The sequence below is a fragment of the Engelhardtia mirabilis genome (assembly GCF_007748095.1).
Taxonomy (GTDB): Bacteria; Planctomycetota; UBA1135; order UBA1135.
The window spans coordinates 5,980,124-6,001,024 of sequence record NZ_CP036287.1 but is presented as its reverse complement, the minus strand read 5'-3'; the positions used below and the strand labels follow the sequence as shown (position 1 = coordinate 6,001,024).

General features: G+C 70.7%; 19 protein-coding genes. 10 read left to right on the top strand and 9 right to left on the bottom strand.

Going from position 1 to position 20,901, the window contains the following annotated elements; translation table 11 throughout:
- Positions 1 to 3 precede the first annotated feature (3 nt).
- Both Pla133_RS22230 and Pla133_RS22225 read left to right on the top strand, forming a co-directional pair.
- A complete protein-coding gene (locus tag Pla133_RS22230) occupies positions 4 to 1,368 on the top strand; it encodes an SAM-dependent methyltransferase (RefSeq protein WP_145069385.1) in 1,365 nt (454 codons plus the stop codon).
- A complete protein-coding gene (locus Pla133_RS22225; RefSeq protein WP_145069383.1) occupies positions 1,369 to 1,950 on the top strand; it encodes a DUF2878 domain-containing protein in 582 nt (193 codons plus the stop codon).
- A 40-nt stretch (positions 1,951 to 1,990) separates the two neighbouring features.
- Here the strand turns inward: Pla133_RS22225 and Pla133_RS22220 are convergent, their stop codons facing one another.
- Positions 1,991 to 3,400, bottom strand: a complete 1,410-nt coding sequence (locus Pla133_RS22220; protein WP_145069381.1) for a POT family MFS transporter — start codon at positions 3,398 to 3,400, stop codon at positions 1,991 to 1,993.
- A 77-nt stretch (positions 3,401 to 3,477) separates the two neighbouring features.
- Positions 3,478 to 4,935, bottom strand: coding sequence for a cardiolipin synthase (cls, locus tag Pla133_RS22215; protein ID WP_419191848.1), 1,458 nt, complete (start codon positions 4,933 to 4,935; stop codon positions 3,478 to 3,480).
- A gap of 21 nt (positions 4,936 to 4,956) precedes the next feature.
- On the opposite strand from cls, the gene Pla133_RS22210 reads away from it, so the two are divergent.
- Positions 4,957 to 5,343, top strand: a complete 387-nt coding sequence (locus Pla133_RS22210) for a VOC family protein (protein WP_419191847.1) — start codon at positions 4,957 to 4,959, stop codon at positions 5,341 to 5,343.
- Between the two features lie 110 nt (positions 5,344 to 5,453).
- Positions 5,454 to 6,299: a bifunctional DNA-formamidopyrimidine glycosylase/DNA-(apurinic or apyrimidinic site) lyase gene (gene mutM, locus Pla133_RS22205; protein WP_145069374.1), complete on the top strand. Its 846-nt coding sequence runs from the start codon at positions 5,454 to 5,456 to the stop codon at positions 6,297 to 6,299.
- A 34-nt stretch (positions 6,300 to 6,333) separates the two neighbouring features.
- Here the strand turns inward: mutM and Pla133_RS22200 are convergent, their stop codons facing one another.
- Entirely contained in the window at positions 6,334 to 7,974 is a 1,641-nt protein-coding gene (locus Pla133_RS22200; RefSeq protein ID WP_145069372.1) for a hypothetical protein, read from the bottom strand.
- A 183-nt stretch (positions 7,975 to 8,157) separates the two neighbouring features.
- Here Pla133_RS22200 and Pla133_RS22195 point away from each other — a divergent pair, with 183 nt between their 5' ends.
- Genes Pla133_RS22195 through Pla133_RS22185 form a run of 3 tightly spaced genes read left to right on the top strand, consistent with a single transcriptional unit; the run spans position 8,158 to position 10,530 of the window.
- A complete protein-coding gene (locus Pla133_RS22195) occupies positions 8,158 to 8,541 on the top strand; it encodes an HIT family protein (RefSeq protein WP_145069370.1) in 384 nt (127 codons plus the stop codon).
- A 20-nt stretch (positions 8,542 to 8,561) separates the two neighbouring features.
- On the top strand, positions 8,562 to 9,134 hold the full coding sequence (gene efp / locus Pla133_RS22190) for an elongation factor P (RefSeq protein WP_419191846.1): 573 nt from the start codon (positions 8,562 to 8,564) through the stop codon (positions 9,132 to 9,134).
- A gap of 1 nt (position 9,135) precedes the next feature.
- The gene (locus Pla133_RS22185; RefSeq protein WP_145069366.1) at positions 9,136 to 10,530 is read left to right on the top strand and encodes an SUMF1/EgtB/PvdO family nonheme iron enzyme; all 1,395 of its coding nucleotides are present in this window, start codon (positions 9,136 to 9,138) and stop codon (positions 10,528 to 10,530) included.
- Between the two features lie 227 nt (positions 10,531 to 10,757).
- Here Pla133_RS22185 and Pla133_RS22180 read toward each other — a convergent pair whose 3' ends face one another.
- Positions 10,758 to 11,243, bottom strand: coding sequence for a hypothetical protein (locus Pla133_RS22180; RefSeq protein WP_145069364.1), 486 nt, complete (start codon positions 11,241 to 11,243; stop codon positions 10,758 to 10,760).
- Between the two features lie 95 nt (positions 11,244 to 11,338).
- Between Pla133_RS22180 and Pla133_RS22175 the strand changes: the two genes are divergently transcribed.
- Positions 11,339 to 12,121, top strand: coding sequence for a queuosine precursor transporter (locus tag Pla133_RS22175; protein WP_419191845.1), 783 nt, complete (start codon positions 11,339 to 11,341; stop codon positions 12,119 to 12,121).
- 221 nt (positions 12,122 to 12,342) lie between these two features.
- On the opposite strand, the gene Pla133_RS22170 is transcribed toward Pla133_RS22175, so the two are convergent.
- The 5 genes from Pla133_RS22170 to Pla133_RS22150 all read right to left on the bottom strand — a co-directional run bounded on the left by Pla133_RS22170 (position 12,343) and on the right by Pla133_RS22150 (position 17,863).
- Positions 12,343 to 12,801 (bottom strand): FKBP-type peptidyl-prolyl cis-trans isomerase, encoded by a 459-nt coding sequence (locus Pla133_RS22170; protein WP_419192459.1) that lies wholly within the window; start codon positions 12,799 to 12,801, stop codon positions 12,343 to 12,345.
- 5 nt (positions 12,802 to 12,806) lie between these two features.
- The gene (gene speA, locus Pla133_RS22165; protein WP_419191844.1) at positions 12,807 to 14,759 is read right to left on the bottom strand and encodes a biosynthetic arginine decarboxylase; all 1,953 of its coding nucleotides are present in this window, start codon (positions 14,757 to 14,759) and stop codon (positions 12,807 to 12,809) included.
- Positions 14,760 to 14,852: 93 nt separating this feature from the next.
- Positions 14,853 to 15,851 (bottom strand): tRNA-dihydrouridine synthase family protein, encoded by a 999-nt coding sequence (locus tag Pla133_RS22160; RefSeq protein WP_145069358.1) that lies wholly within the window; start codon positions 15,849 to 15,851, stop codon positions 14,853 to 14,855.
- Positions 15,848 to 17,191, bottom strand: coding sequence for a sensor histidine kinase (locus Pla133_RS22155; protein WP_145069356.1), 1,344 nt, complete (start codon positions 17,189 to 17,191; stop codon positions 15,848 to 15,850). The genes Pla133_RS22160 and Pla133_RS22155 overlap by 4 nt, the downstream gene beginning before the upstream one ends.
- Positions 17,192 to 17,200: 9 nt before the next feature.
- Positions 17,201 to 17,863, bottom strand: a complete 663-nt coding sequence (locus tag Pla133_RS22150) for a response regulator transcription factor (RefSeq protein WP_419191843.1) — start codon at positions 17,861 to 17,863, stop codon at positions 17,201 to 17,203.
- 93 nt (positions 17,864 to 17,956) lie between these two features.
- Here Pla133_RS22150 and Pla133_RS22145 point away from each other — a divergent pair, with 93 nt between their 5' ends.
- Positions 17,957 to 18,994 carry a threonine ammonia-lyase gene (locus Pla133_RS22145; protein ID WP_145069352.1) on the top strand — a complete coding sequence of 346 codons (1,038 nt, stop codon included), beginning with the start codon at positions 17,957 to 17,959 and terminating at the stop codon, positions 18,992 to 18,994.
- 7 nt (positions 18,995 to 19,001) lie between these two features.
- Positions 19,002 to 20,894 (top strand): hypothetical protein, encoded by a 1,893-nt coding sequence (locus tag Pla133_RS22140; protein WP_145069350.1) that lies wholly within the window; start codon positions 19,002 to 19,004, stop codon positions 20,892 to 20,894.
- Positions 20,895 to 20,901 lie beyond the last annotated feature (7 nt).

The window sequence follows — 20,901 nt, the reverse complement described above, 5'->3', positions numbered from 1 at the left end:
CCGATGCCCCGCCCCACGACCACGGACCTCACCCGTCGCCGCCACGGCTCGACCCCCGTGCGCCCGGTCGCGAGGCCTGTGCCGATCGCGGACGAGCCGGCCGCTGCAACTGCGGCCGGCGAGTTGGCTCGATCGAAGGGGCTGACGGCCTTGTTGCGCCGCGCGGTCGTGGGCCGCTTGGAAGCCCTCACCTGGGGCCAGGTCGAGCTGGTCGACGCCCTCGGCGTGCGGCTGTTCGGCTCGATCAGCGACGACGCACCGCGGGTGCGGGTCGAGGTGCTCGACCCTGACTTCTACTGGGCGGTGGCCCTGCGCGGCTCCGTCGGCGTGGGCGAGGCCTACGGGCGCGGTCACTGGCGCTGCGAGGACCTGGTCGGCCTGGTTCGCATCTTCGCGCGCAACCGCCAGGCCCTCGAAGGCTTGGAGGGCGGCCTGGCGCGATTCTCGATGCCCCTGCTGCGTCTGATCCACGCGGCCAACCGCAACCACCGCGACGGCGCGCGGGCCAACATCGCCGCCCACTACGACCTGGGCAACGCCCTCTACGAGCGCATGCTCGACCCGACGCTGATGTACTCGTCGGGCATCTACCGCTATCCCGAGTCGACCCTCTACGAGGCCTCGGTCGAGAAGCTCGACGCGATCTGCCGCAAGCTCGACCTGGGGCCGGAGGATCACGTGGTCGAGATCGGCACCGGTTGGGGCGGCTTCGCGGAGCACGCCGCCGCCCGCTACGGTTGTCGCGTCACCACCACGACCATCTCCAAGGCCCAGTTCGACCACGCCACCGAGCGCATGCGCCGCGCGGGCCTGACCGATCGGGTCGAGGTGCTGCTCGAGGACTACCGCGACCTCTCCGGGACCTACACCAAGCTGGTCTCGATCGAGATGGTCGAGGCCATCGGCGCCGACCAGTACCCGACCTACCTGGGCGCCATCTCGCGCCTGCTCGCCCCCGACGGCCTGGCCCTGGTCCAGGCGATCACGATCGCCGACCAGCTCTACGACCAGGCCCGACGCGAGGTCGACTTCATCAAGCGTCACATCTTCCCGGGCTGCTGCATTCCCTCGGTGACGGCCCTGGTCGACGCCATGGCGAGTTCCTCGGATCTACGGCTCGCGCACCTCGAAGACCTCACGCCGCACTACGCGCGGACCCTCGCCGACTGGCGCGCGAACTTCGCCGCGCACGCGGATGGCCTGCGCGAGCTCGGCTACGACGACGAGTTCCAACGCCTGTGGCAGTGGTACCTGGCCTACTCCCAGGGCGGCTTCATGGAGCGCGTGATCCAGGACGTGCAACTGGTCTTCGCCAAGCCCCTGGACCGCCGTCCTCCGATCCGCACCGCCTCGGTAGCGCGGCCGTAGATGGCGACCTTCGGCAAGCTGGCGAACTTCCTGGCCTTCCAGCTCGGCTGGTGGGCCTGCGTGCTGGGCGCGGCGCAGGAGCGCCCGCTGCTCGGGCCCGCGGTGGTCGCGGCACTGATCGTGGTGCACCTGGCCTTCACGCGCCGCCGTGGCGAGCTGGGCCTTGTGCTGTTCGCCGCCCTGCTCGGGCTGGTGCTCGACGGCGGCCTCGCGGCCGGGGGCCTGTTGCGGTTCGACGCCACCGACGCACCCTTCGTCGGCCCCCTGCCCCTGTGGATGGTGGCCCTGTGGGCCAATTTCGCGCCGAGCCTGGGCCACGCCCTGGGCTGGATGCGGCGCCGCTACATCGTGGGGCTGCTCTTCGGAGCGCTCGGTGGACCGACCACCTACTTCGCCGGCGTACGCCTGGGTGCGCTGCAATTCGGCGACGATATGGCGGCGAGCCTGATCGCGATCACGGTCGTGTGGGCCGTCGCCATGCCGCTGCTGCTGCTCGCGACCGAGCGGCTCCTGCCCGAGGCCGTGTCCAGCGACGGCAACGACGGGCCGCCCCCGAACGGCGTGCGGCCCGAGGCCACCTGAGTACCAGGGGCCCCGGGCCGCGCCATCGCCGCAAGTGGCGCTACTCCTTCAGGTCGCCCTCGGTCTCACCCGCCTCCAGGGGGGTCATGGCTTCCTGCACGAAGGTCGAGCCCTTGTAGGTCTTGGCGAAGACCACGTAGATGACGGCCACGACGAGCATCAGGCCGGTGAAGAACCAGTAGTAGTCCGCGCCGTCCAGGGTCAGCATCGGATCGTCACCGGTCATCAGCTGGTTCACGCCGGAGGTGAACAGGTTGCCGAAGGAGACCCCCAGGAAGTACACGCCCATGATGAAGGACTTCATCTTGCGCGGCGCCTGGGTGTAGGCGAACTCGAGGCTGGTGATCGAGACCAGAACCTCGCCCGAGGTCAAGAGCAGATAGGCCACGAGCTGCCAGCCGATGTTGGGCTCGCCGCCCGCGTCGATCTGCGCCTGGAGCATTCCCGTCAGGCCGAAGGCCGCGGCGGTCAGGAACAGGCCAATGCCGATGCGACGCAGGGGCGTGGGCTCGAAGAAGCGCCCCATCGCCGGATAGATGGCATAGGTGAAGGTCGGGATCAGCAGCAGGATCATGATCGGGTTCGCTGCTTGGATCTGACTCTCCAGCCACTCGACCCCGAGGAAGTGGCGATCCATGTACTCGGCTTGGATGACCCAGGCCGACCCGGTCTGGTCGAAGATCGCCCAGAACATCGGGATGAAGATCAGGAACAGGGGCGTCAGGTTCTTGAGCGACCGCAGGCCGTCGGGGCTGAAGGACTCCTCCTTGAACTTCTTCCAGCCGGCGGGCTGGATGTGGACGAACTTGTTGCGACCGATCCAGAAGGTCAGCGTCGCCAGGGCCATCAAAACGCCAGGCAGGCCGAAGGCGGCCCAGGCGCCCTTGTTCTCGAGCAGCCAGGGCGTGAGCAGCGTGCTGGTCGCCGCACCCACGTTGATCGAGAAGTACCACCAGGCGAAGACCTTGGAGATCAGCCCGCTGTTCTTGGGACCGAACTGGTCACCGAGGTGCGCCGACACGCAGGGCTTGATGCCCCCGGCACCGACGGCGATGAAGGCCATGCCGAGGAACAGCCAGCCCCGTGGACTGAGCAGCGCGGCGCCCGCGCCCGTGTCGCCCATGGCCAGGAAGGCGTGGCCGATGCAGTAGCCGAGCGAGAGCACCAGGATCGTGCGGTACTTGCCGAGCAGCACGTCGGCCAGCAGCGACCCGAGGATCGGGAAGAAGTAGGCCGCGGCCGTGAACAGGTGGTAGACGCTCTTGGCTTCCTCGTCCCCCATGAAGTCCGGCTGGCCGGCCGCATCCATGAGGTGCTTGGTCATGTAGACCGTCAGGATGGCCTTCATCCCGTAGAAGCTGAATCGCTCGGCGAGTTCGTTGCCGAGGATGTACGGGATGCCCTTCGGCATGCCGGTGATCGAAGCCGGCGCGGTGCGGTAGTTGGCCATCGTTGGGATCGGGGAGGGACTGGGACGTTGCGCGAGTCGCAGGGGGGGCGCGAGTGTAGCGGCGACGGGGCCGCCCGTCAGAGATAGGGCGCGCCCAGGCGGGCGACGTTGTCCCTGAAGCGCTTCCAGAAGGGGGCCTCGGTCAACTCGGACAGGGTCAGGGGCTCGGCCGGCTCCCAGTCGCGCTCGAACAGGGCGTTCAACTGGCCGGCCAGTTCGGCATCGTGGACGACCAGGTTGAACTCGAAGTTCAGGCGCAGGCTGCGCGGGTCCATGTTGGCGCTACCGACGATCGAGACGATCTCGTCGATCAACACCAGCTTGGTGTGCGCGAAGGGTCCGGGCTGCAGGCGCACCTCGACCCCACGCTGCAGCATCTGCCAGACCATCGCGCGCGTGGCCCACTGGGTCACCTTGTGGTCGACCGTCTCGGGGATCAGGACCTGGACCTCGACGCCCCGCAGACTGGCGGCGACCAGGGCCGTCTCCAGGTCCTCGGTGGGGATGAAGTAGGGCGACACCAGACGCACCCGCGTGCGCGCCGAGCCGATGGCGCCGATCAGGATCCACTTGAAGGACTCGAAGTCCTCGTTGGGGCCGTCGGGCACGGCGCGGCACAGGGCCCGGCCGGCGGGGGCGGCCTCGGGGCGGCGGCGCAGCGGTTGCTCCTCGCCGGTGGCGAACTGCCAATCCTCCAGGAACACGTCCTCCAGGCCGCGCACGATCTGTCCCTCCAGCTCGAAGTGCAGGTCGCGCACGCGCCAACCGTCGTCGTCGCCGGACTTCAGGTTCACGTCGCGCAGGTTCATCCCGCCGGTGAAGCCGAACTCGCCGTCGATGGTGAGGATCTTGCGGTGGTTGCGCAGGTTCAGGTGCAAGCCCCGACCGGTGAACGACGGCTGCAGGAACGACTCGACGCGCACGCCGCGGGAGATCAGCAGCTTGCGCGTCGTGCCCTTGTCGACCAGGGCGCCGAGTCCATCGAGCAGCACGCGCACGTCCACGCCTCGCTCGGCGGCGCGCGAGAGGGCGGCGCCGAACTGTGCTTCCACGCGCGGTCCGTCGAAGAGGTAGGTCTCGAGGAAGATGCTCTCGCGCGCGGCGTCGATGCGCTCGATCATCCGCGTATAGCAGGCCTCTCCGTTCTCGAGCGGAGTGACGCGGTTGCCCGGCACCAGGGGCATGCCCGTGGCCGCGTTGCCGACCCGCTCGATCTCGGCCATCTGGCTCAGCTCCTCGTCCGAGCGCGCCACGGCCTCGAGGTCGCCACGCTCCGCGGCGACGCTCGCGTCGAGGGTCGCGCGGCTGGGCCAGCGCCTGCGCAGCCGCTTGGCCCGGTAGAAGATCCGGTTCTGGGCCAGGAGCCAGTAGGTCAGCGCCCCGAAGAGGGGGAACACGATGCAGATCCCGACCCAGGCCGACGCGTTGCGGGGCGAGCGCTTGCGGAACAGGGCGTGCAGGGCTGTGAGCCCGCTGAAGACGGTCACGGCGGCTCCGAAGAGCCAGCTTGCGAGCGGTGCGAGATCTGCGAGCACGCCGGAGGGTAACGTACCGGCATGAGCGACTCGCAAGGCCCGGTGATGGGCACCATCGGTTGGCACGACCTCACTGTTCCGCCGGAGCAGACCGAGGCCGTGCGAGACTTCTACGCGGCCGTTCTCGGTTGGAGCCCGGAGGCGGTCCCGGTGGAGGACTACTCGGACTTCAACATGAACGACTCGGCCGGCAACCCGACCGCCGGGGTGTGTCACGCCCAGGGGGCGAATGCGGGCATGCCGGCCCAGTGGATCCTGTACACGATCATTCCGGACCTCGACGCGAGCCTGGCCGCCTGCAAGGAGCGGGGCGGCGAGTTGGTGGTCGGGCCCAAGTCGATGGGCGAGGCGCGGTACGCCGTGATCCGCGACCCGGCGGGCGCGGTGATGGGCCTCTACCAGCCTTGAGCCCACGCGGCGAGGTGTCCTCGTGGACGTGCGGCGGCGGGACGTACGGTGGCGGGATCATTCGCCCCACCGGGGGCGGTCGGCGTCGCACGTCCTCTCCCAACGCCACCGTGCCCGAACTCCCCGAAGTCGAAACCGTCGCGCGCCTGATCCGCCCCAAGCTCGAGGGGCGTCGGATCGAGGGCGCGCGGGTGCGTTGGAAGCCGACCGTCGGCGGCGACGTGGCGCGTTTTCGTCGCCGGGTGGCCGGCGCGACCGTCGCCCGCGTCTGGCGCCGCGCCAAGTACCTGATCTTCGACCTCGAGCGCGCGGGCGCACCCGCCGGTTGCATCGTCGGCCACCTCCGCATGACCGGGCGCATGCACGTGGAAGACCCGGCCTGGGACGCGGGAGCCCACGGCCAGGTGGCCCTGCCCCTGGACGATGGCCGCGTCTTCCACTTCATCGACGTGCGCAAGTTCGGGCGGCTGGTCTGGGGCGCGGAGCCCGCCGACGTGCTCGCGCCCCTGGGTCCCGAACCCATGGGAGACGAGTTCACGGTCGACTGGTTCGCCGCCGAGCTGCGCCGCCGCCGGCGGATGCTGAAGCCCCTGCTCCTGGACCAGTCTTTCCTCGCCGGGCTGGGGAACATCTACGTGGACGAGGCCCTGCACCGCTCGGGGCTGCACCCCCTGCGCCGCTCGGACCGCGTCCCGCGCGCCAAGGCGGCCCAGCTCCACGGTGAGATCCGCGCCACCCTGGCCGAGGCCATCGAACGGGAGGGGTCCTCGTTCGACGCCTTCTACCGGACGCCCGAGGGCCAGCCGGGCTCCTACCAGCACCAGTTCCTGGTCTACGGCCGCGACGGGCTGCCCTGCAGGACCTGCGGCCGCACGATCGAGAAGATCGTCGTCGGCCAGCGCGGCACGCACCTGTGCCGACGCTGCCAACCGGTGCCACGCGCTCGTCGCGACTGACCGAGCCCGGCTGCCGCTCCCGACCCCGCGCGCCTCAGGGCGCCGAGACCGAACCCATCCAGAGGTTCGCCCACAGCTCCGTCGAGACCTCCTGCTTGGCCCCCGTGAACGGGTCGTAGCGCAGGATGTTTTCGGGCACGAAGCTGAAGGGGATGTACGCCAGGGACGAGCCGCCGAAGATCAGCTCCACGCCGGTGAAGTCGTCGATCGCCGCCATCGACACGTACTGGCCGTACGTGCCGCTCTGGACTGTGTAGATCGAGAACGGCTGGCCCCCGGGCGGAATGAGTGTCCCCGTCAGCGGGTTCAGAAGCCACAGGGTCGCGGGGCCGTCGCCGTCGGGCGGGTCGTCGCAGCAAGCGTCGAACAGCCAGACGGTGGCGCCCAGGTCGGCGACGGTGGTGGGGGAGTTCGGCAGGTACAGCTGACTGGACACGTCCAGGGGCAGGCTGGGGCTGGCCGTGTCCAGTAGGTACCCGTTCAGGAAGATGGCCGGGAAGCCGGGGTTGCCCCAACCCCAGAAGAGCAGGTCGCCGGTCAGCGACAGCCGTCCGTCGTAGCGGGTCTCCTGGTCGCCCAGGACGAGCACGCCGGTGGGCGCGGTCGAGCTGGCCCAGTCGACCCAGGCCAGCTCGCCGTGGACTTCGCCGGGCATGGAGACGCCGGCCGTCGAGGCCACGAACAGGCGTTGGCCGTCCTGGGTCGCCCACTCCAGCACCGTCTGATTGGGCGAACCCGCGACCACGCTGGTCAGGGTCGCGCCAGTCGTGAGCGAGACGCGCTTCATGCGCGGAGCGCCCGAGGCCGCCGGGGTGTCGGGGATCCAGGCCGCGTCGTCGGCCAGGTCGGCCACCATCGGTCCGATGCCGCCGCCGATCCCCAGGGGCGTCGGGGGCAGGGCCGGGTCGTAGGGCAGCGAGAACAGGTCCCAGCCCACGCCGATCGCTGGGTCGTTGCCGTAGACCAGCCACGCCTCGCCCCAGGGGGCCTCGACCCACTCGCCCCGGGTCATCAGCGGGTCCTCGGCCATCGAAGCGCCGAACATGTGGTCGAAGCGCACGACGCCACCCGAGTCCGGGTAGTACCCGGGGTGCCCCTTGGTGTCGCCGTAGCGGAAGGCGGCGAAGCGTGCGTCGGGGGACAGGTGCAGGCCACGGTCCATCACCGGCGTGCCCGCGATCGGCAGCTCGAAGGTCGGCTGGAGATCCACCGCCGAGCGCACGGAGAGGCGCCTTTCGGTGGGGCCGCCGAACTCGAGACGGCGAACCTGCTCCACCACCACGCGGCTGCCGAGCAGGCGCAGGTGGACGGCCTCCGAGAGCAGCGCGCCCTCGGCAACCTGGGTCGACAGGGCCAGGGCCTGCAGGTGCAACTCGGCCTCGGCCAGCGCGGGATCCGGAGGCAGCAGGAAGGGCACCTCGAACCCGCCGTCGCCCCGGGGATAGGCGGTGACCAGGGGCAGCGCCGTCGCGAGGTCGAGCTCCAAAGTGCCGATCGGCGTCGGGACCGAAGCGGACCGGGCCGCGGCCCAGATGGTGGCGGGCTGCCCGACCTGGAGTCCGTCCAGGCGGACCCAGAGCGCCTCGCCCAGCCAGGGAGCGGAGCAGGTCAGCTCGGGCGGGGACAGCTGGGCCAGGGTCGGGGCCAGGGCGAGCGCGGCGGCGAGTGAGAGCATCGGGGCCTCCTTTGGGGGCGGGCCGGAGCGCTGCGTGGGATTGGCGGGCCGCGTCTCCGACCGGGCTCCATGTTGAACCTGGACGTCCGCGCCGGAAACCTCCCGGTTCGGCGCCCTCGACCGCGCGCGAGCCGGCGGCCATGATGCGCGCCCGCGAATCCGTCGATCCGGCCCGGGGCCCCCATGACCACCCTCTTCGAGAAGATCGTCGCTGGCGAAATCCCCTCCCACCGGGTGTGGGAGAGCGACACGCATCTCGCCTTCCTCGACATCCAGCCGCGCGCGGTGGGGCACACCCTCGTGATCCCCAAGCGCGCGACCGACTACATCTTCGATCTGCCGGCCGACGAGCACGCCGCCCTCTGGGAAGCGGTGCGCGAGGTCGCGGCCAAGTTGCAGGCGGCCCTCGGTTCCAAGCGCATTCTGGTCTACGTGGTCGGTTGGGAAGTGCCCCACGTCCACGTGCACCTGATCCCGAGCGACTCGATCCACGACGTGCCCTTCCCTCCTCCCTCCCCCCAAGCCGTCGCTGCGCTCGATCAGACCGCCGCCGTGCTGGCCCCCTGACCCCTCACACCCCTCCAGCCGTGATCGAAGTCTCCGAGTTCAAGAAGGGCATTTGCATCCGCTACAAGGATGCGCCCATGACCATCGTCGAAGTGACCTTCTCCACTCCGACGGCGCGCGGCGGGGCCACCATCGCCAAGACGAAGTTCCGCAACCTGCTCAGCGGTCAACTGATCAGCGAGTCGGTCCGCTCCGGCGGCAAGTACGAGCCCGTGGACATGGAGCGGCGCCCCTCGTCGTTCCTTTACAGCGACGGGACCGACTACCACTTCATGGACGGCGAGTCCTTCGAGCAGTTCGCCCTGTCGCGCGAGGCGCTCGGCGACCTGGCGGGCTACCTCAAGGACGGCCTCGAGGGCATCCGCGCCATGCTGGTCGAGGGCGCGATCGTGTCCATCGAACTGCCCAACACGGTCGACCTGACGGTCATCGAGTGCGACCCGACGATCAAGGGCGCCACCGCCCAGGCCCAACTCAAGAAGGCCGTGGTCGAGACCGGGATCGAAGTCCAGGTGCCCTCCTACATCGAGATGGGCGAGCAGATCCGCGTCGACACCCGCGACGGGCATTTCGTCGAACGGGTGAAGAAGTGAGATGAACGCGGGGCGGGCATTGATCGGGCTCTCGTTGGCCGTGGGCGCGACCGGTGCGCCCGCCGGCGCGGACGTGTCCGTCTCCGCGGTCGGTCTGGTCCCGGCGACCCAGCCCGGCGACAGCGACAGGGTCGAGCTCGAGCTGCGCTGGACCGATGCGTTCCGCAACGCCAGGAACCACGACGCGGTCTGGCTGGTGCTCCGCTCGGGTCGAGCTGCGCCCGACCGTCCGCTGCTGCTGGCGCCAGGGGGGCACGAGGTCGAGGGCGGCGGCGAGTTGATCGTCGCCGAGGACGGGGTGGGCGCCTTCCTGCAGCTCGCGGGCGAGGGCCGCGGCGACTTCGACTTCGAGCTGAGCCTGCGTCTCGCGGGAGAGTCCGACGAGCTGCCGACGGTGTGGGCCATGGAGATGGTCCGTGTGCCCGCCGGCCCCTTCGAGCTGGGCGACGACGCCCCTGAGGCTCGCGCCCTGGGTGCCTTCTACGCCGCTGACGGCGAGAGCGGTGCCGCGGGCCCCTTCACCGTCGAGTCGGAGGCCGCGCTCCCGGTCGGGACGGGTGCCGGCGCGCTGACCAGCGACCCCGGCGATCGACCACAGTACCGCGGCGATGGCGAGGGCCCGATCCCGGCGGCCTTCCCGAAGGGCACGCGCGCCTTCTACGTGATGGAGCGCGAGCTGACCCAGGGCACCTACGCGCGCTTCCTGAACGCCTTGCCGCAGGCGCTGCGCGAGCGGCGCCGGCCCGACCGTCTGCCGGCCGAGGCCGAGGATCGCGAGACGGCATCGATCGTCGAGGTCGAGGGCGTCTTCGTCGCCCGTGCGCCGGCGCGGCCGTGCAACTTCGTCACCTGGGACGACAGCTGCGCGCTGTTCGACTTCCTCGGGCTGCGACCCATGACGGAGCTGGAGTTCGAGAAGGCGGCGCGCGGGCCCCACCGCTCGGTCGCGCTCGACTTCCCCTGGGGCACCGACAGCGTCGAAGGGCTGCGCCGGAGGGTAGAGAGGACGCGCGACCTGACGGCCGTCGACGCCGATGGCGAAGGCCGTCGCGAGGCGCTCGGCCTGTCCTACTGGTCGGTGTGGGACCTGTCGGGGAGCCTGTGGGAGCGGGTCGTCAGTGCCGGTCACCCGGTTGGTCGGTCGTTTCGGGGCACCCACGGCGACGGGCTCCTGGACCCGGTCACCGGCGACGCCACGAATCCCGACTGGCCCAAGGGCACGACGAGCGCACCCGGGATCGGCTTTCGAGGTGGTGCGGAGTACTTCACGGCGCCCTCCCTGACCAACCCCTACAGCCCGGTCGCCGTTCGCACCTACGCCAGCTACGACGGCGCCCAGCGCTACAAGACCTACAGTGCTCGGGCCTGCCGGACCGCTCCGCCGGAGCGGCCGTAGTGTCCTGGATCAGAAATTCGGCGTCACTGCCCGGAGGTCCGATCGATGCTGGCTAGGCGCGCCGACGACGCGTATCCGCTGCGATACTCGGAGGAGGCGCTGGCGACGCCAGCGGCGATCGCAGCCCGGGAAGTGACGCCGAATTTCTGATCCAGGACAGTGGCCTGCATCGATCACTGGTCCCCGCTCCCCGCGATCCCATCGGTGACCGCGGCCCCCGGCGGGGCTCAGCTCGCCGCGCCGGCGCGCGATTCCCACAGGGTCTGGAAGGCTTCGACCTGGGGCCAGGTGATGGTGGACAGGGCCAGGTAGAGGCTCACGTCCTGGGGGTCGTACTTGCCGTCGAGTTGCTCGACCGCGGCGGGGATCTTGGCGGCGTCGGGGACTTGCTCGCCGGTGTTCTCGATCATGCCCTGGTCGTGCTCGACCCCGGTGGCGTCGAGGAAGTCCGTCACGAGGTCGGGCGACTTGTCCATCAGGTAGCCACCCAGCAGCTCGTAGGCCAACTCGACGTTGTTGGCGCGCTCGATCAGCCGCTTGGCGTGTTTGGAGCGCTGCGCCAACGGCAGCTTCTTGATCGCGTGGGGCCGGAACTTGAGGGCCTTGGCGACCTCGCCGTCCAGGGGACCGAAGCCCTCGTTGAGCAGGGATTCGTAGATGGCGAGGAAGCGGTCGTCGCTCATCGCCGCCAGGGCGTGGAGGGTGGCGTTCATGGTCGTGTCGTCCGTGGGGGGGCGGAGAGTCTATCCTTCGGCACCCCTGGACGGAGCCCCGCTCGTGGCCCAGGGGGCAGGCCATGGCCCAATCGATGACCAATCCCGCCCCCTCCGTCGCTTCCCCCGGCGACGCCCTCCCCGCAGTTCCGCGCCGCGACGCCGCCTACACCTTATGCGCGGCGACCTTCTGCGTGGTGCTGGTGCTGACCAACGTGATCGGGGTCAAGCTGTTCCAGATCTTCCCCGACGGGCGCCCCGCCTGGATGCCGGGCGCGGGGCCGGTGACCTTGACCTCGGGCATCATCGCCTACCCCTTCACGTTCCTGCTCACGGACCTGGTCAGCGAGATCTGGGGCCGGCGCCGGGCGGACCTGATGGTCGTGCTGGGCTTCATGATGAGCGGCGTGATGTTGCTGCTGGTGCAGGTCGCGAAGGTCCTGCCGCCGAGCACCTTCTGGACCGCGCCGCAGGGCTATGAGGGCATCTCGATGCAGACCGCCTTCGAGGTGAGCTTCTACTACCCCGGGGTGCTCCTGTTCGCGTCGATGACGGCCTACTTGGTGGCCCAACTGTTCGACGTGCGCCTGTACCACTTCTGGTGGAAGCTGACCGGCGGCGGGCACATGTGGGTCCGCAACAACGGCTCGACGATCGTCAGTCAGCTGGTCGACACGATCATCGTCAACGGGATCTTCCTGTACTGGGGTCTGAAGATGGCCCCGCAGCAAATCGTCGAGGTGATCATCGCGGTGTACCTCTGCAAGGTGCTGTTGGCCCTGCTCGACACGCCGTTGATCTACCTGTTCCGCGCCTTGGTCTGGCGCTGGCTGAACCTGCCGGGCAAGCCGGGCACGGCGCGAGCGCCCCTGGCGTAGCCGTTCGTACTGTGCCAGGCACAAGACCGCCGCCTGAACCGAGAGCACCCACTGGCGCGAAGCGCCGGTGGGTGCTCTCGGTTCAGGTGGCGGTCTTGTGCCTGGCACCGTACGAACGGGCACAGTACGAACGGGCACAGTACGAACGGGCACAGTACGAACGGGCACAGTACGAACGGGCACAGTACGAACGGGCACCGTACGAACGGCTACCCCAGGGCTCAGTCCTGCGCCGGCTCGATCGCCAGGACCTCGACCTGGAACCGCAGGCGCTGGCCGGCGTAGGGGTGGTTCAGGTCGATCGTCACGGCGTCGTCGTCGACGGCCACCACGATCACCTCGACCTCCTCTTCTTCGCCGTCGTCTCCGTCCTCGGGCTCGAGCGTCAGGGGCAGCCAGTCGCCGGGCTCGACCTCCAGGTCCTCCGGCAGCTCCGCGCGCGGGATGGCGATGACCTCGGCCGGATCGTGGGGGCCGAAGGCCTCCTCGACCTCGAGCATCAGGTCCAGCTTGGTGCCGACGGTCGCGCCCTCGAGGGCCGCCTCCACGCCGGGGGGCAGCTCGCCGTCACCGTGGTTGTAGACCAGCGGGCGGCCTTCCTCGGTTTGCTCGAGCGTCTTGCCGTGCTCGTCGCAGATCGCGATGTTCACCGACACCTCGGCGCCGGCGTGAACGTGCAGGGTGGTCAGGGTTCGTTCCTCAAGTAGGTGTAGCCGGCGAGGCCCTGCTCATAGCGCTTGAGCAGGAGGGCGGACTCCTCGAAGGTGAGGCGGTCCTCCCCGATGGCCGATTCGATGCTGCGGCGGAGCTGCGCGAGCAGGTTGCGCTCGTCGTAGGCCACGTAGCCCAGGACGTCTTGGACGCGGTCCCCACGGACCACGTGCTTGATCTGGACCCGACGGTTCTCGTCGAGATCCACGTGGACGGCGTTGGTGTCGCCGAACAGGTTGTGGATGTCGCCCAGGATCTCCTGGTAGGCGCCGATCAGGAACAGGCCCATCAGGTAGGGCTCACCGGGCACGTGGGCGTGCAGCTCGAGCGTGCGCTTGACGTCGCGCAGGTCGATGAAGCGATCGATCTTGCCGTCCGAGTCGCAGGTGATGTCGGCCAGGATCGCGCGCCGGGTGGGCTGCTCGTTCAGACGGTGGATCGGCATCACCGGGAACAACTGCCCGATGGCCCAGGAGTCGGGGCAGGACTGGAACAGCGAGAAGTTCAGGAAGTACGTGTCGGCCATCTGCCGCTCGAGACCGGCCAGGTCGTCGGGCACGTAGTCGAGCTGCCGCGTGATCCGCAGGATCTTCTCGCAGGTGCGCCAGTAGAACTCCTCCAGCCGCGCGCGGTCCGGCAGGCTGAGCTGGCCCACGTTGAACAGGGTCAGCCCCTGCTCCCGCAGGGCGATCGCGTCGTGGTAGGACTCCTGGTAATTCTTCGCGCTGACCGCGGCGCAGACCTCGGCGAACTCGTGGATCACCGGCGGCTCGTCTTCGAGCGCCTCGGAGGGGATCCCGACCGAGGAGAAGTCGCTGACGCCGAGCACCTCGGTGACCAGCACCGCGTGGTGCGCGGTCAGGGCGCGCCCGGACTCGGAGACGATCGTCGGCGGCTCGATCTCGGCCTCTCTGCAGGCCTCGCCGATGATGTAGACGACGTCGTTGGCGTACTCTTGGATGGAGTAGTTGACCGATGAGTCGAAGTTGGTGCTGGAGCCGTCGTAGTCGATTCCCAGGCCCCCGCCCACGTCGAAGTACTCCATCGCCGCGCCCATCTCGCGCAGGCCGGTGAACAGTCGCGTGGCCTCGTGCAGGGCGGTCTTGACCGAGCGGATGTTGGTGATCTGGCTGCCGATGTGGAAGTGCAAGAGGACCAGGCAGTCGAGCATGTCACGCTCGGCCAGGCGCTCGACCACGATCACGATCTGGCGCGTGGTCAGCCCGAACTTCGAGCGGTCCCCGGCGGAGTCCTTCCAACGCCCCGAGCCGACCGACGAGAGGCGGCTTCGGACTCCGATGCGCGGACGGATGCCGAGGCGGTCTGAGGCGTCGAGGATCGTGTCGATCTCGCTCAGCTTCTCGATCACGACCACCGGCTCGAGCCCCAGCTTGCTGGCAAGAAGAGCGGTCTCTATGTAGTCGCGATCCTTGTAACCGTTGCAGATCACCAGGGCCTTGCGCGTGGCCAACAGGGCCAGCACGGCGAGCAGCTCGGGCTTGCTGCCGACCTCCAGTCCCATGTCCTGCTCGCGGCCCTCCTCCAGCATCGCCTCGACCACGTGTCGCTGCTGGTTGACCTTGATCGGGAACACCCCGCGGAAGGGCGCTTCGTACTCGTACTCCTCGCGCGCCCGGTCGAACGCGGCCCACAACTCTCGCACGCGCGCGCGCAGGATGCCGTCGAAGCGCAGCAGGATCGGCAACTCGACGCCACGGCGTTTGAGCTGCCCGACCAGGTCGTGCAGGTCGATGCCGCCATCGGGCGGCGGTTCATCGACTCGCGCGCCGCCGTCGGGGAGGGCGATGACGTTGCCGTCGGCGGCGATGCGGAAGTACCCGCCGCCCCATTGGGGCACGTTGTAGAGCCGTTCGCTCTTGGTGGAGGACCAGTTGGACATGGGCTGGGCGGCGCGAAGGAGCCGCAAGGGGGCGGGAGTATAGGGTCGCGTGCCGCGCAGCGCCGAGGTTAAGGGGCTCTCGACCGCCACCGCGCCCACGCCTGGCGCGCGGCCGTGGCCTCAGACTGGCTCGCCAGCGCCGGCGACGGCCCCCTGCGCGGCGGCCTCCAGGCGGCCGAGCATCTCGTCCAGCTCCACGATCCGCAGCCATTCGGTGCGCTCGTCGCCCACGAGGTCGCCCGCGGTCCAATGCACCAGGAGCTGCTTCAAGCGCCCACAGACGCCCTTGGGCGTCTTCGCGGTGCCGCTGGCCGCCAGTAGCGCGGCGTACTCGATCAGGAAGGCGGCCGCCCGCGCGCGGTCGACCTCGACCCCGGCGAAGACCCAGGGGTCCGCGAGCGCGGCGCGGCCGACCATGGCGTAGGTGCAACCGGTCTCCACGAGCAGGCGCGAGAGATCCGCATGCCCCCAGACCCCGCCGTTGCCGCAGACCGGGATCGAGACCGCCCCGACGGCGCGCCGCAGACGCTCCCAGTCCGCCGTGTCGCGGTAGGCCTCGGCGCGCGTGCGGCAGTGGACCGTGAGCAGGGTCGCTCCCCCGGCTTCGGCCGCGCCCGCCAGGTCCTCGAGCAGCGTGTCGTCCTCGCCGCCGGCGCGGATCTTGGCCGTCACCGGCAGGGGCCGGTCCAGCCCCGCGGCCTCGGCGTGCTCCCGGGCAGCATCGACGCAGACCCGCACGACCAACTCCAGGGCCCGAGGATCCTCCAGCAGCGCGGAGCCGGCGCAGCCGCGCAGGGCGCCCTTCGACGGGCAACCGAAGTTGAGGTCGACCAGGGGCGCGCCGACCTCGAGCGCGCGGCGAGTCGTGGCCGCCAGGCTCGGCAGGTCGGCGCCCATCAGTTGCAGACCGACCGGCGCGGTGTGGCGGCGTGGGCCCAGGTGCGCGCGCAGGATCCGCTCCTGCATCGGCTGGTCCACGACGCGCGCGAACTCCGTGAACGCCCCGCCCAAGAGCTCGGGCGGGTTGCGATCGAGGACCAGGTCGCGGAAGCAGGCCTCGGTCACGCCCTGCATGGGCGCCAGGAGGTAGGGCCCCGTGAAGGGCAGCGGAGCGCTCACCGCCCCAGGCTGCCTTCGGGCGGCAGGGGCAGGACCAGCTCGAAGCGACTGCCGCGACCCATGCGGCTCTCCAGGTGCACCGAGCCGCCGTGCAGCGCCGCCGAGTGCTTCACGATCGCCAGCCCCAGGCCGGTGCCGCCGACCAGGCGCGAGCGCGCGGTGTCGACGCGGTAGAAGCGCTCGAAGATGCGCGCCTGGTGCTCGAGCGGGATGCCGGGCCCCGTGTCGGCGACGGACAGGCGCAGGCGATCCGCCGTGACCTCGCCGGCGATGGTGATATGGCCGCTGTCGCCCGTGTACTTGATCGCGTTCTCGACCAGGTTCATCAGCGCTTGGCGCACGAGCTGGGGGTCGACCTCGAGGCGCTCGGGGAGGTCGTCCAACCGCACCTGGAGGTCCTGGGACTTGGCCAGCATCGCGTCCTGGTAGCGGGCGACGATCTCCGCGACCAGCGCGCGCAGGTCGGTCGGCTGGGGCTCCGGCGCCACCGCGTGCTCGAGGCGCGAGAGCTGCACCAGGTCGCGCACGATGTCGTCCAGCCGGCGCGCGTTGCGCTGGATGCGCTCGGCCGCGTCGACGACCTCCTCGTTCAGGTTCTCCGCGTCGTCCACCAGGGTCTCCGCGAAGCCCAGGATCGCCGACAGGGGCGAACGCATCTCGTGGGTCACGTTGGTGACGAAGTCCGTGCGGATGCGCTCCAGGTGCTGCAGGTCGGTCATGTCGTGCAACACGAGCAGGTAGCGCAGGCCGTTGGGACTGACCAAGCGCGCGCCGGTGACGCGCACCGAGCGCCGCGTGTCGCCGCGCGTCAGCGAGATCCGCACCGGCCCCGGCAGGGCGCCTTCCACGGCCAAGCCGTCGACGAGTTCGTACAGCTCGACGCTGCGCACGAGCTCCTGCAGCTTGCGACCCAAGGCGTCGGGCGGCGAGCCCAGGATGCGGTGCGCGGCCTCGTTGATCAGCACCGCGCGCTGCTCGCCGTCGAGCACCAGGATGCCGTCGGTGGTCCCGCGCAGGAGCGCGGCGAGGTCGGCGCGCTCCTGGCGCAGGTCCGCCTGCACTCCAGCCTCGCGTTCGTGAGAGTCGGCCAGGTGCGCGGCGAGGCGCCGCAGGTTCATGCGGCGGGGATGGGGATCGCGCGCCGCGCCTTGGCTCAGAACCTCGGCGCGGATCGGCTCCAGCGCGGCGGCCAGCCAGTTGGCCAGCACCACTCCGGCCACGATCACCGCGATCGTCGCCGCGACCGACCCCAGGGGCGCGGCCAGGATGCCGAGCAGCGCCGCACCCATGCCCGCGAGGGCAGCTTGGCGCCAGACCGGATCAGCGAGGAAGGAAGGCATGGCCGAGTCTCACAGGTTGATGCGGTAGCCCACGCCGCGCACGGTCTCGACCAGGGCTCCGGTCTCGCCCAGCTTGCGACGCAGGCTGGCGATGTGGACGTCGACGGTGCGCTCGAGGGCCGAGCCCTCGGACACGAACTCGAGGATCTCGCCGCGATCGCGCACGCGGCCGGGGCGTTTGCAGAGCAGCTCGAGGATGCGGAATTCGGTGCGCGTGACGCCGATCAGCTCGCCCTCCACGTGGATCTCGTGGCGCTCGAGGTCGATCGTGATCGGGCCGGCGACGATCTGCTCGCCGGCCTTCTCGCGCGGCGCGGCGCGCGCCACCAGGCGCTTGGCCCGCGCCACCAGCTCGCGCGGCGCGAAGGGCTTCTCCATGTAGTCGTCGGCGCCGAGCTCGAGCCCTGCGACCTTGTCGGTCTCCTCGCCGCGGGCGGAGAGCATCAGGATCGGCACGTGCTCCAGCTCCGCGTCCCGCCGCATTTCGCGGCAGATCTCGAAGCCGTCGCGGCCGGGCAGCATCAGGTCCAGGATCACCAGGGCCGGCGGCTCGGCGCGGATCGCCTCGAGTCCAGCGGTACCGTCGCTGTGGATCGTGGGCGTCCAGCCCTCACGGGCCAGGTGCAACGACACCAGCTCCGCGATGTCGCTCTCGTCCTCGACTATGATCACCCGTCCGCGCATGGATCTGACCGCCCCTTCGGACCCGAGAGGGTAACGCGCCGCCGAGCCCGACCGACACCGTCCGTGACGACACGCCCAGCGATGAGCCAACGAACCACGAGCCCCGCAACCGACCTGGAGGCCATGGGCCTGACCGGGACCGACCTCGACCTGGGGGTGCGGGCGGCGGCCGCGCGCCTCGCGGGGACGATCGAGACCACGCCCCTGGTGCCCTTCGACAGCGGCGACGTGCGGGTCGAGCTGCGGCTGAAGCTCGAGTGCGAGCAGGTCACCGGCGCCTTCAAGGCGCGCGGGGCCCTGAACCAGATCGCCCTGCTCGACGACGCGGCGCGCGCGGCCGGCGTGGTGACCTGCAGCTCCGGCAACCACGGCCGGGCCCTGGCCTGGGCCGCGAAGCGCGCGGGCATCAAGGCCACGATCGTGATGCCCGCGGACGCCTACCCGAACAAGATCGAGGCCGTGCGCGCCGAGGGGGCCGAGGTGGTCCTGGCCGAGGGCCGCGTGGCGGCCGAGGCCGTGCGCGCGGAGCTGGCGGCGGCGGGAGCGCACTACGTGCCGCCCTACGACGCCCTGGGGACCCTCGAAGGCCAGGGCACGGTGGCGCTGGAGGTGCTCGAGCAATGGCCCGAGTGCGAGCTGCTCGTCTCGCCCGTGGGCGGCGGCGGACTGCTCGCCGGCTGCGCCCTGGCCTTCGCCGGCGACGCCGCGCGCGGTGGACCGAAGCGGTGGGTGATCGGCGTCGAGCCGGCCGCTGCCGCGACCATGGCCGCCGCCCTCGACGCCGGCCACCCGGTGCAACTGGACACCACCGGCTCGGTGATCCAAGGCCTGACCTCGCCCAACGCCGGCGAGCTGCCCCGCGCCATCGCGCAGGAGCACGTCACCGCCATGGCGGACCTGACCGACGAGGAGATCCTCGCGGCCCAGAAGCGGCTCGTGCGCGAAGCGGGCTTGACCGTCGAGCCCGCGGGCGCGGCGGCGGTGGGCTTCGTGCTGCTGGCCGGCATTCCCGCGGAGCTATTGGAAGGGCGCGATGGGGAGAACCCCCTGCGCGTCGTCGCGATCGTCTCCGGCGGCAACGCCGACCCCGTGCAACTCGCCTCGATCCGGGAGGGTTGAGGTGGGTGTGCTCGGCCGACTCGGAGGGTGGCTCGGGGTCGCGCTGCTCGCGGCCTGTGGGGGATCGGGCCCGCCGGGCCTGCCCGGGGTGGCGGAGCTGCCCGAGGACTCGCCGCCGGACACGCTGTTGGTCGTGCTCGAGGGCATTCCGCCCGACGTGTTCGATTCTCCGCGTCTCGCGACGCTCGCGCCCAACCTCGCTTCGTTCACCGGCAACAGTGCGCGGCAGCCCCTGGAGGGCGTCCCCAGCGCGGTCACGCCGGCCATGGCGACGCTCCTGTCCGGCTTCGACGGACACGGCCTGCGCTCGGCACGCGAGCTCGGCTTCCACCGCCTCGGCGCCGAGCTGCCCGCGGCCATCGCCGACGCGCGCGCCCTGGGTTTCGCGCCCGTCGCCACCGTGGCGATGCCGCAACTGGACGCGGCGCTGACGGGGTTCGGCAGCGGCTTCGAAGCCTGGGAGTCGGTGGGCACCGGCAGCCCGCGCCGCACGGCCACGCCGCAGGCCGTCGTCGATCGGGCGTTGGCGACGATCGAGCGGCGATTGACGGTGCCCGAGCCGGTGCTCGCGCTCGTGCAGTTCTCCGCGCCCCCGGTGGGGGAGGCCGGCCTGCCGCCGACCATCGACGGGGAGGTCGCCGCCGCGCCCCTGCGGGCCGCAGCCGCCGAGTTGGCGGCCGAGTTGGGCCAGGCGCAGGCCACCGAGTTGATCGACCTCGCCGCCGCCGGCGACCTCGAAGCCGTGCTCGAGCGCGTCGGCCGGCGGCGCGGTTCGCGCGCGGCGGCGTGCCTCGACCAGGCCCTGGCCGACCTGTGGTTGATGGAGATCGATCGGGAGTTCGAGCGGTTGTTCAGCGGCATGCTCGTGCGCAGAGACTTGATGGTGATCCTGGCGATCCTGCCGCCGGATGCGGATCGACACCCTGACTGGAGCGACGAGTCGTTCCTCTTCGGCCTGTCCCGGCCCGGTCAAGCACCCATGGGGCTCGGCGAAGTGCTGCCGATACTCCTACGGGTGAGTGGGAACAACGCAGGCAAGGCGGACGAGAACGTCACCCGTGCCCGATTTGCGGCGACGCGAGCGGGCGGCGACGCGGCGCTCTACCTGGCCCTGGGTGCGGGCCACGCCTGGCGAATCTCCGTCCGCGGTCCCGGCGACGGCAGCTTCAGCGGCATGCGTGTCGGCCCGGCGGCGCCCACCGTCGACGAGGCAGCCGCGTTCGAAGCCGCGCGCCGCAGCGATCGCGTGGAGCTGGACCTCGAAGCCGACGGGTCCGCGCGCCTCGTGGCGATCGAGGGGCCGCGCCGTGGCCTGCCCCTGTGGATCGAGCTGCGTCGCGACGGCCAGCCTGTGCCCGAGGCCGACGTGCGCGTGGGCGGGCGCCCGCTGGCGGAGCTGGCCGTTCCGCGCCTGTTGGACGCGCGCGGCGCCGAGCTCGCGGAGCCCGAGGACGGCGACGAGCCCGGTCCGCCGCTTCGCTTCGTCGACGCCGGCGACGGCCGCCTGACCCTCGAGGGCGGCGCCGCCGATCTGTCTTCAGCGCACCTGGCCTTCTGGCCCCCCGACGAGGATGGCGAGCTGCCGACCGTGGCCGCGGACGGAGCCCTTCGCGTCGGTGCCGGGCGATCCCTGGCCGTGGCCCTCGAGGTCGACGGCCGCTTCGCCGCGGCGTCGGAGATGGCCCTGCGCGGCCGCTCGGCCCTGGGCCCCGCGCTCGTGCTCGTGCTGCCCGGCTACGACGACCTGGAGCTCGAGCGCCGGGTCACCTTCGCCGAGCCCATCGGCGACGTCGCCCCGGGCAGCGTCAACCTCTGGCGCCCTGCCCCGCCCTTCCCCTCCGGCCCGCCGATCACCGCCGAGCAGCGCCGCTTCCTGCGTCAGCTCCCGGAAGGGGAGTGAGCCGCCC

What these genes read in the sequence shown, in the direction of transcription:
- Pla133_RS22220 (WP_145069381.1), bottom strand. Translation starts at nt 3,400, where the DNA reads ATGGCCAACTACCGCACCGCGCCGGCTTCGATCACCGGCATGCCGAAG.
- Pla133_RS22210 (WP_419191847.1), top strand. Translation starts at nt 4,957, where the DNA reads ATGAGCGACTCGCAAGGCCCGGTGATGGGCACCATCGGTTGGCACGAC.
- Pla133_RS22180 (WP_145069364.1), bottom strand. Translation starts at nt 11,243, where the DNA reads ATGAACGCCACCCTCCACGCCCTGGCGGCGATGAGCGACGACCGCTTC.
- Pla133_RS22230 (WP_145069385.1), top strand. Translation starts at nt 4, where the DNA reads ATGCCCCGCCCCACGACCACGGACCTCACCCGTCGCCGCCACGGCTCG.
- Pla133_RS22175 (WP_419191845.1), top strand. Translation starts at nt 11,339, where the DNA reads ATGACCAATCCCGCCCCCTCCGTCGCTTCCCCCGGCGACGCCCTCCCC.
- Pla133_RS22200 (WP_145069372.1), bottom strand. Translation starts at nt 7,974, where the DNA reads ATGCTCTCACTCGCCGCCGCGCTCGCCCTGGCCCCGACCCTGGCCCAG.
- Pla133_RS22145 (WP_145069352.1), top strand. Translation starts at nt 17,957, where the DNA reads ATGAGCCAACGAACCACGAGCCCCGCAACCGACCTGGAGGCCATGGGC.
- Pla133_RS22185 (WP_145069366.1), top strand. Translation starts at nt 9,136, where the DNA reads ATGAACGCGGGGCGGGCATTGATCGGGCTCTCGTTGGCCGTGGGCGCG.
- Pla133_RS22225 (WP_145069383.1), top strand. Translation starts at nt 1,369, where the DNA reads ATGGCGACCTTCGGCAAGCTGGCGAACTTCCTGGCCTTCCAGCTCGGC.
- Pla133_RS22195 (WP_145069370.1), top strand. Translation starts at nt 8,158, where the DNA reads ATGACCACCCTCTTCGAGAAGATCGTCGCTGGCGAAATCCCCTCCCAC.
- Pla133_RS22155 (WP_145069356.1), bottom strand. Translation starts at nt 17,191, where the DNA reads ATGCCTTCCTTCCTCGCTGATCCGGTCTGGCGCCAAGCTGCCCTCGCG.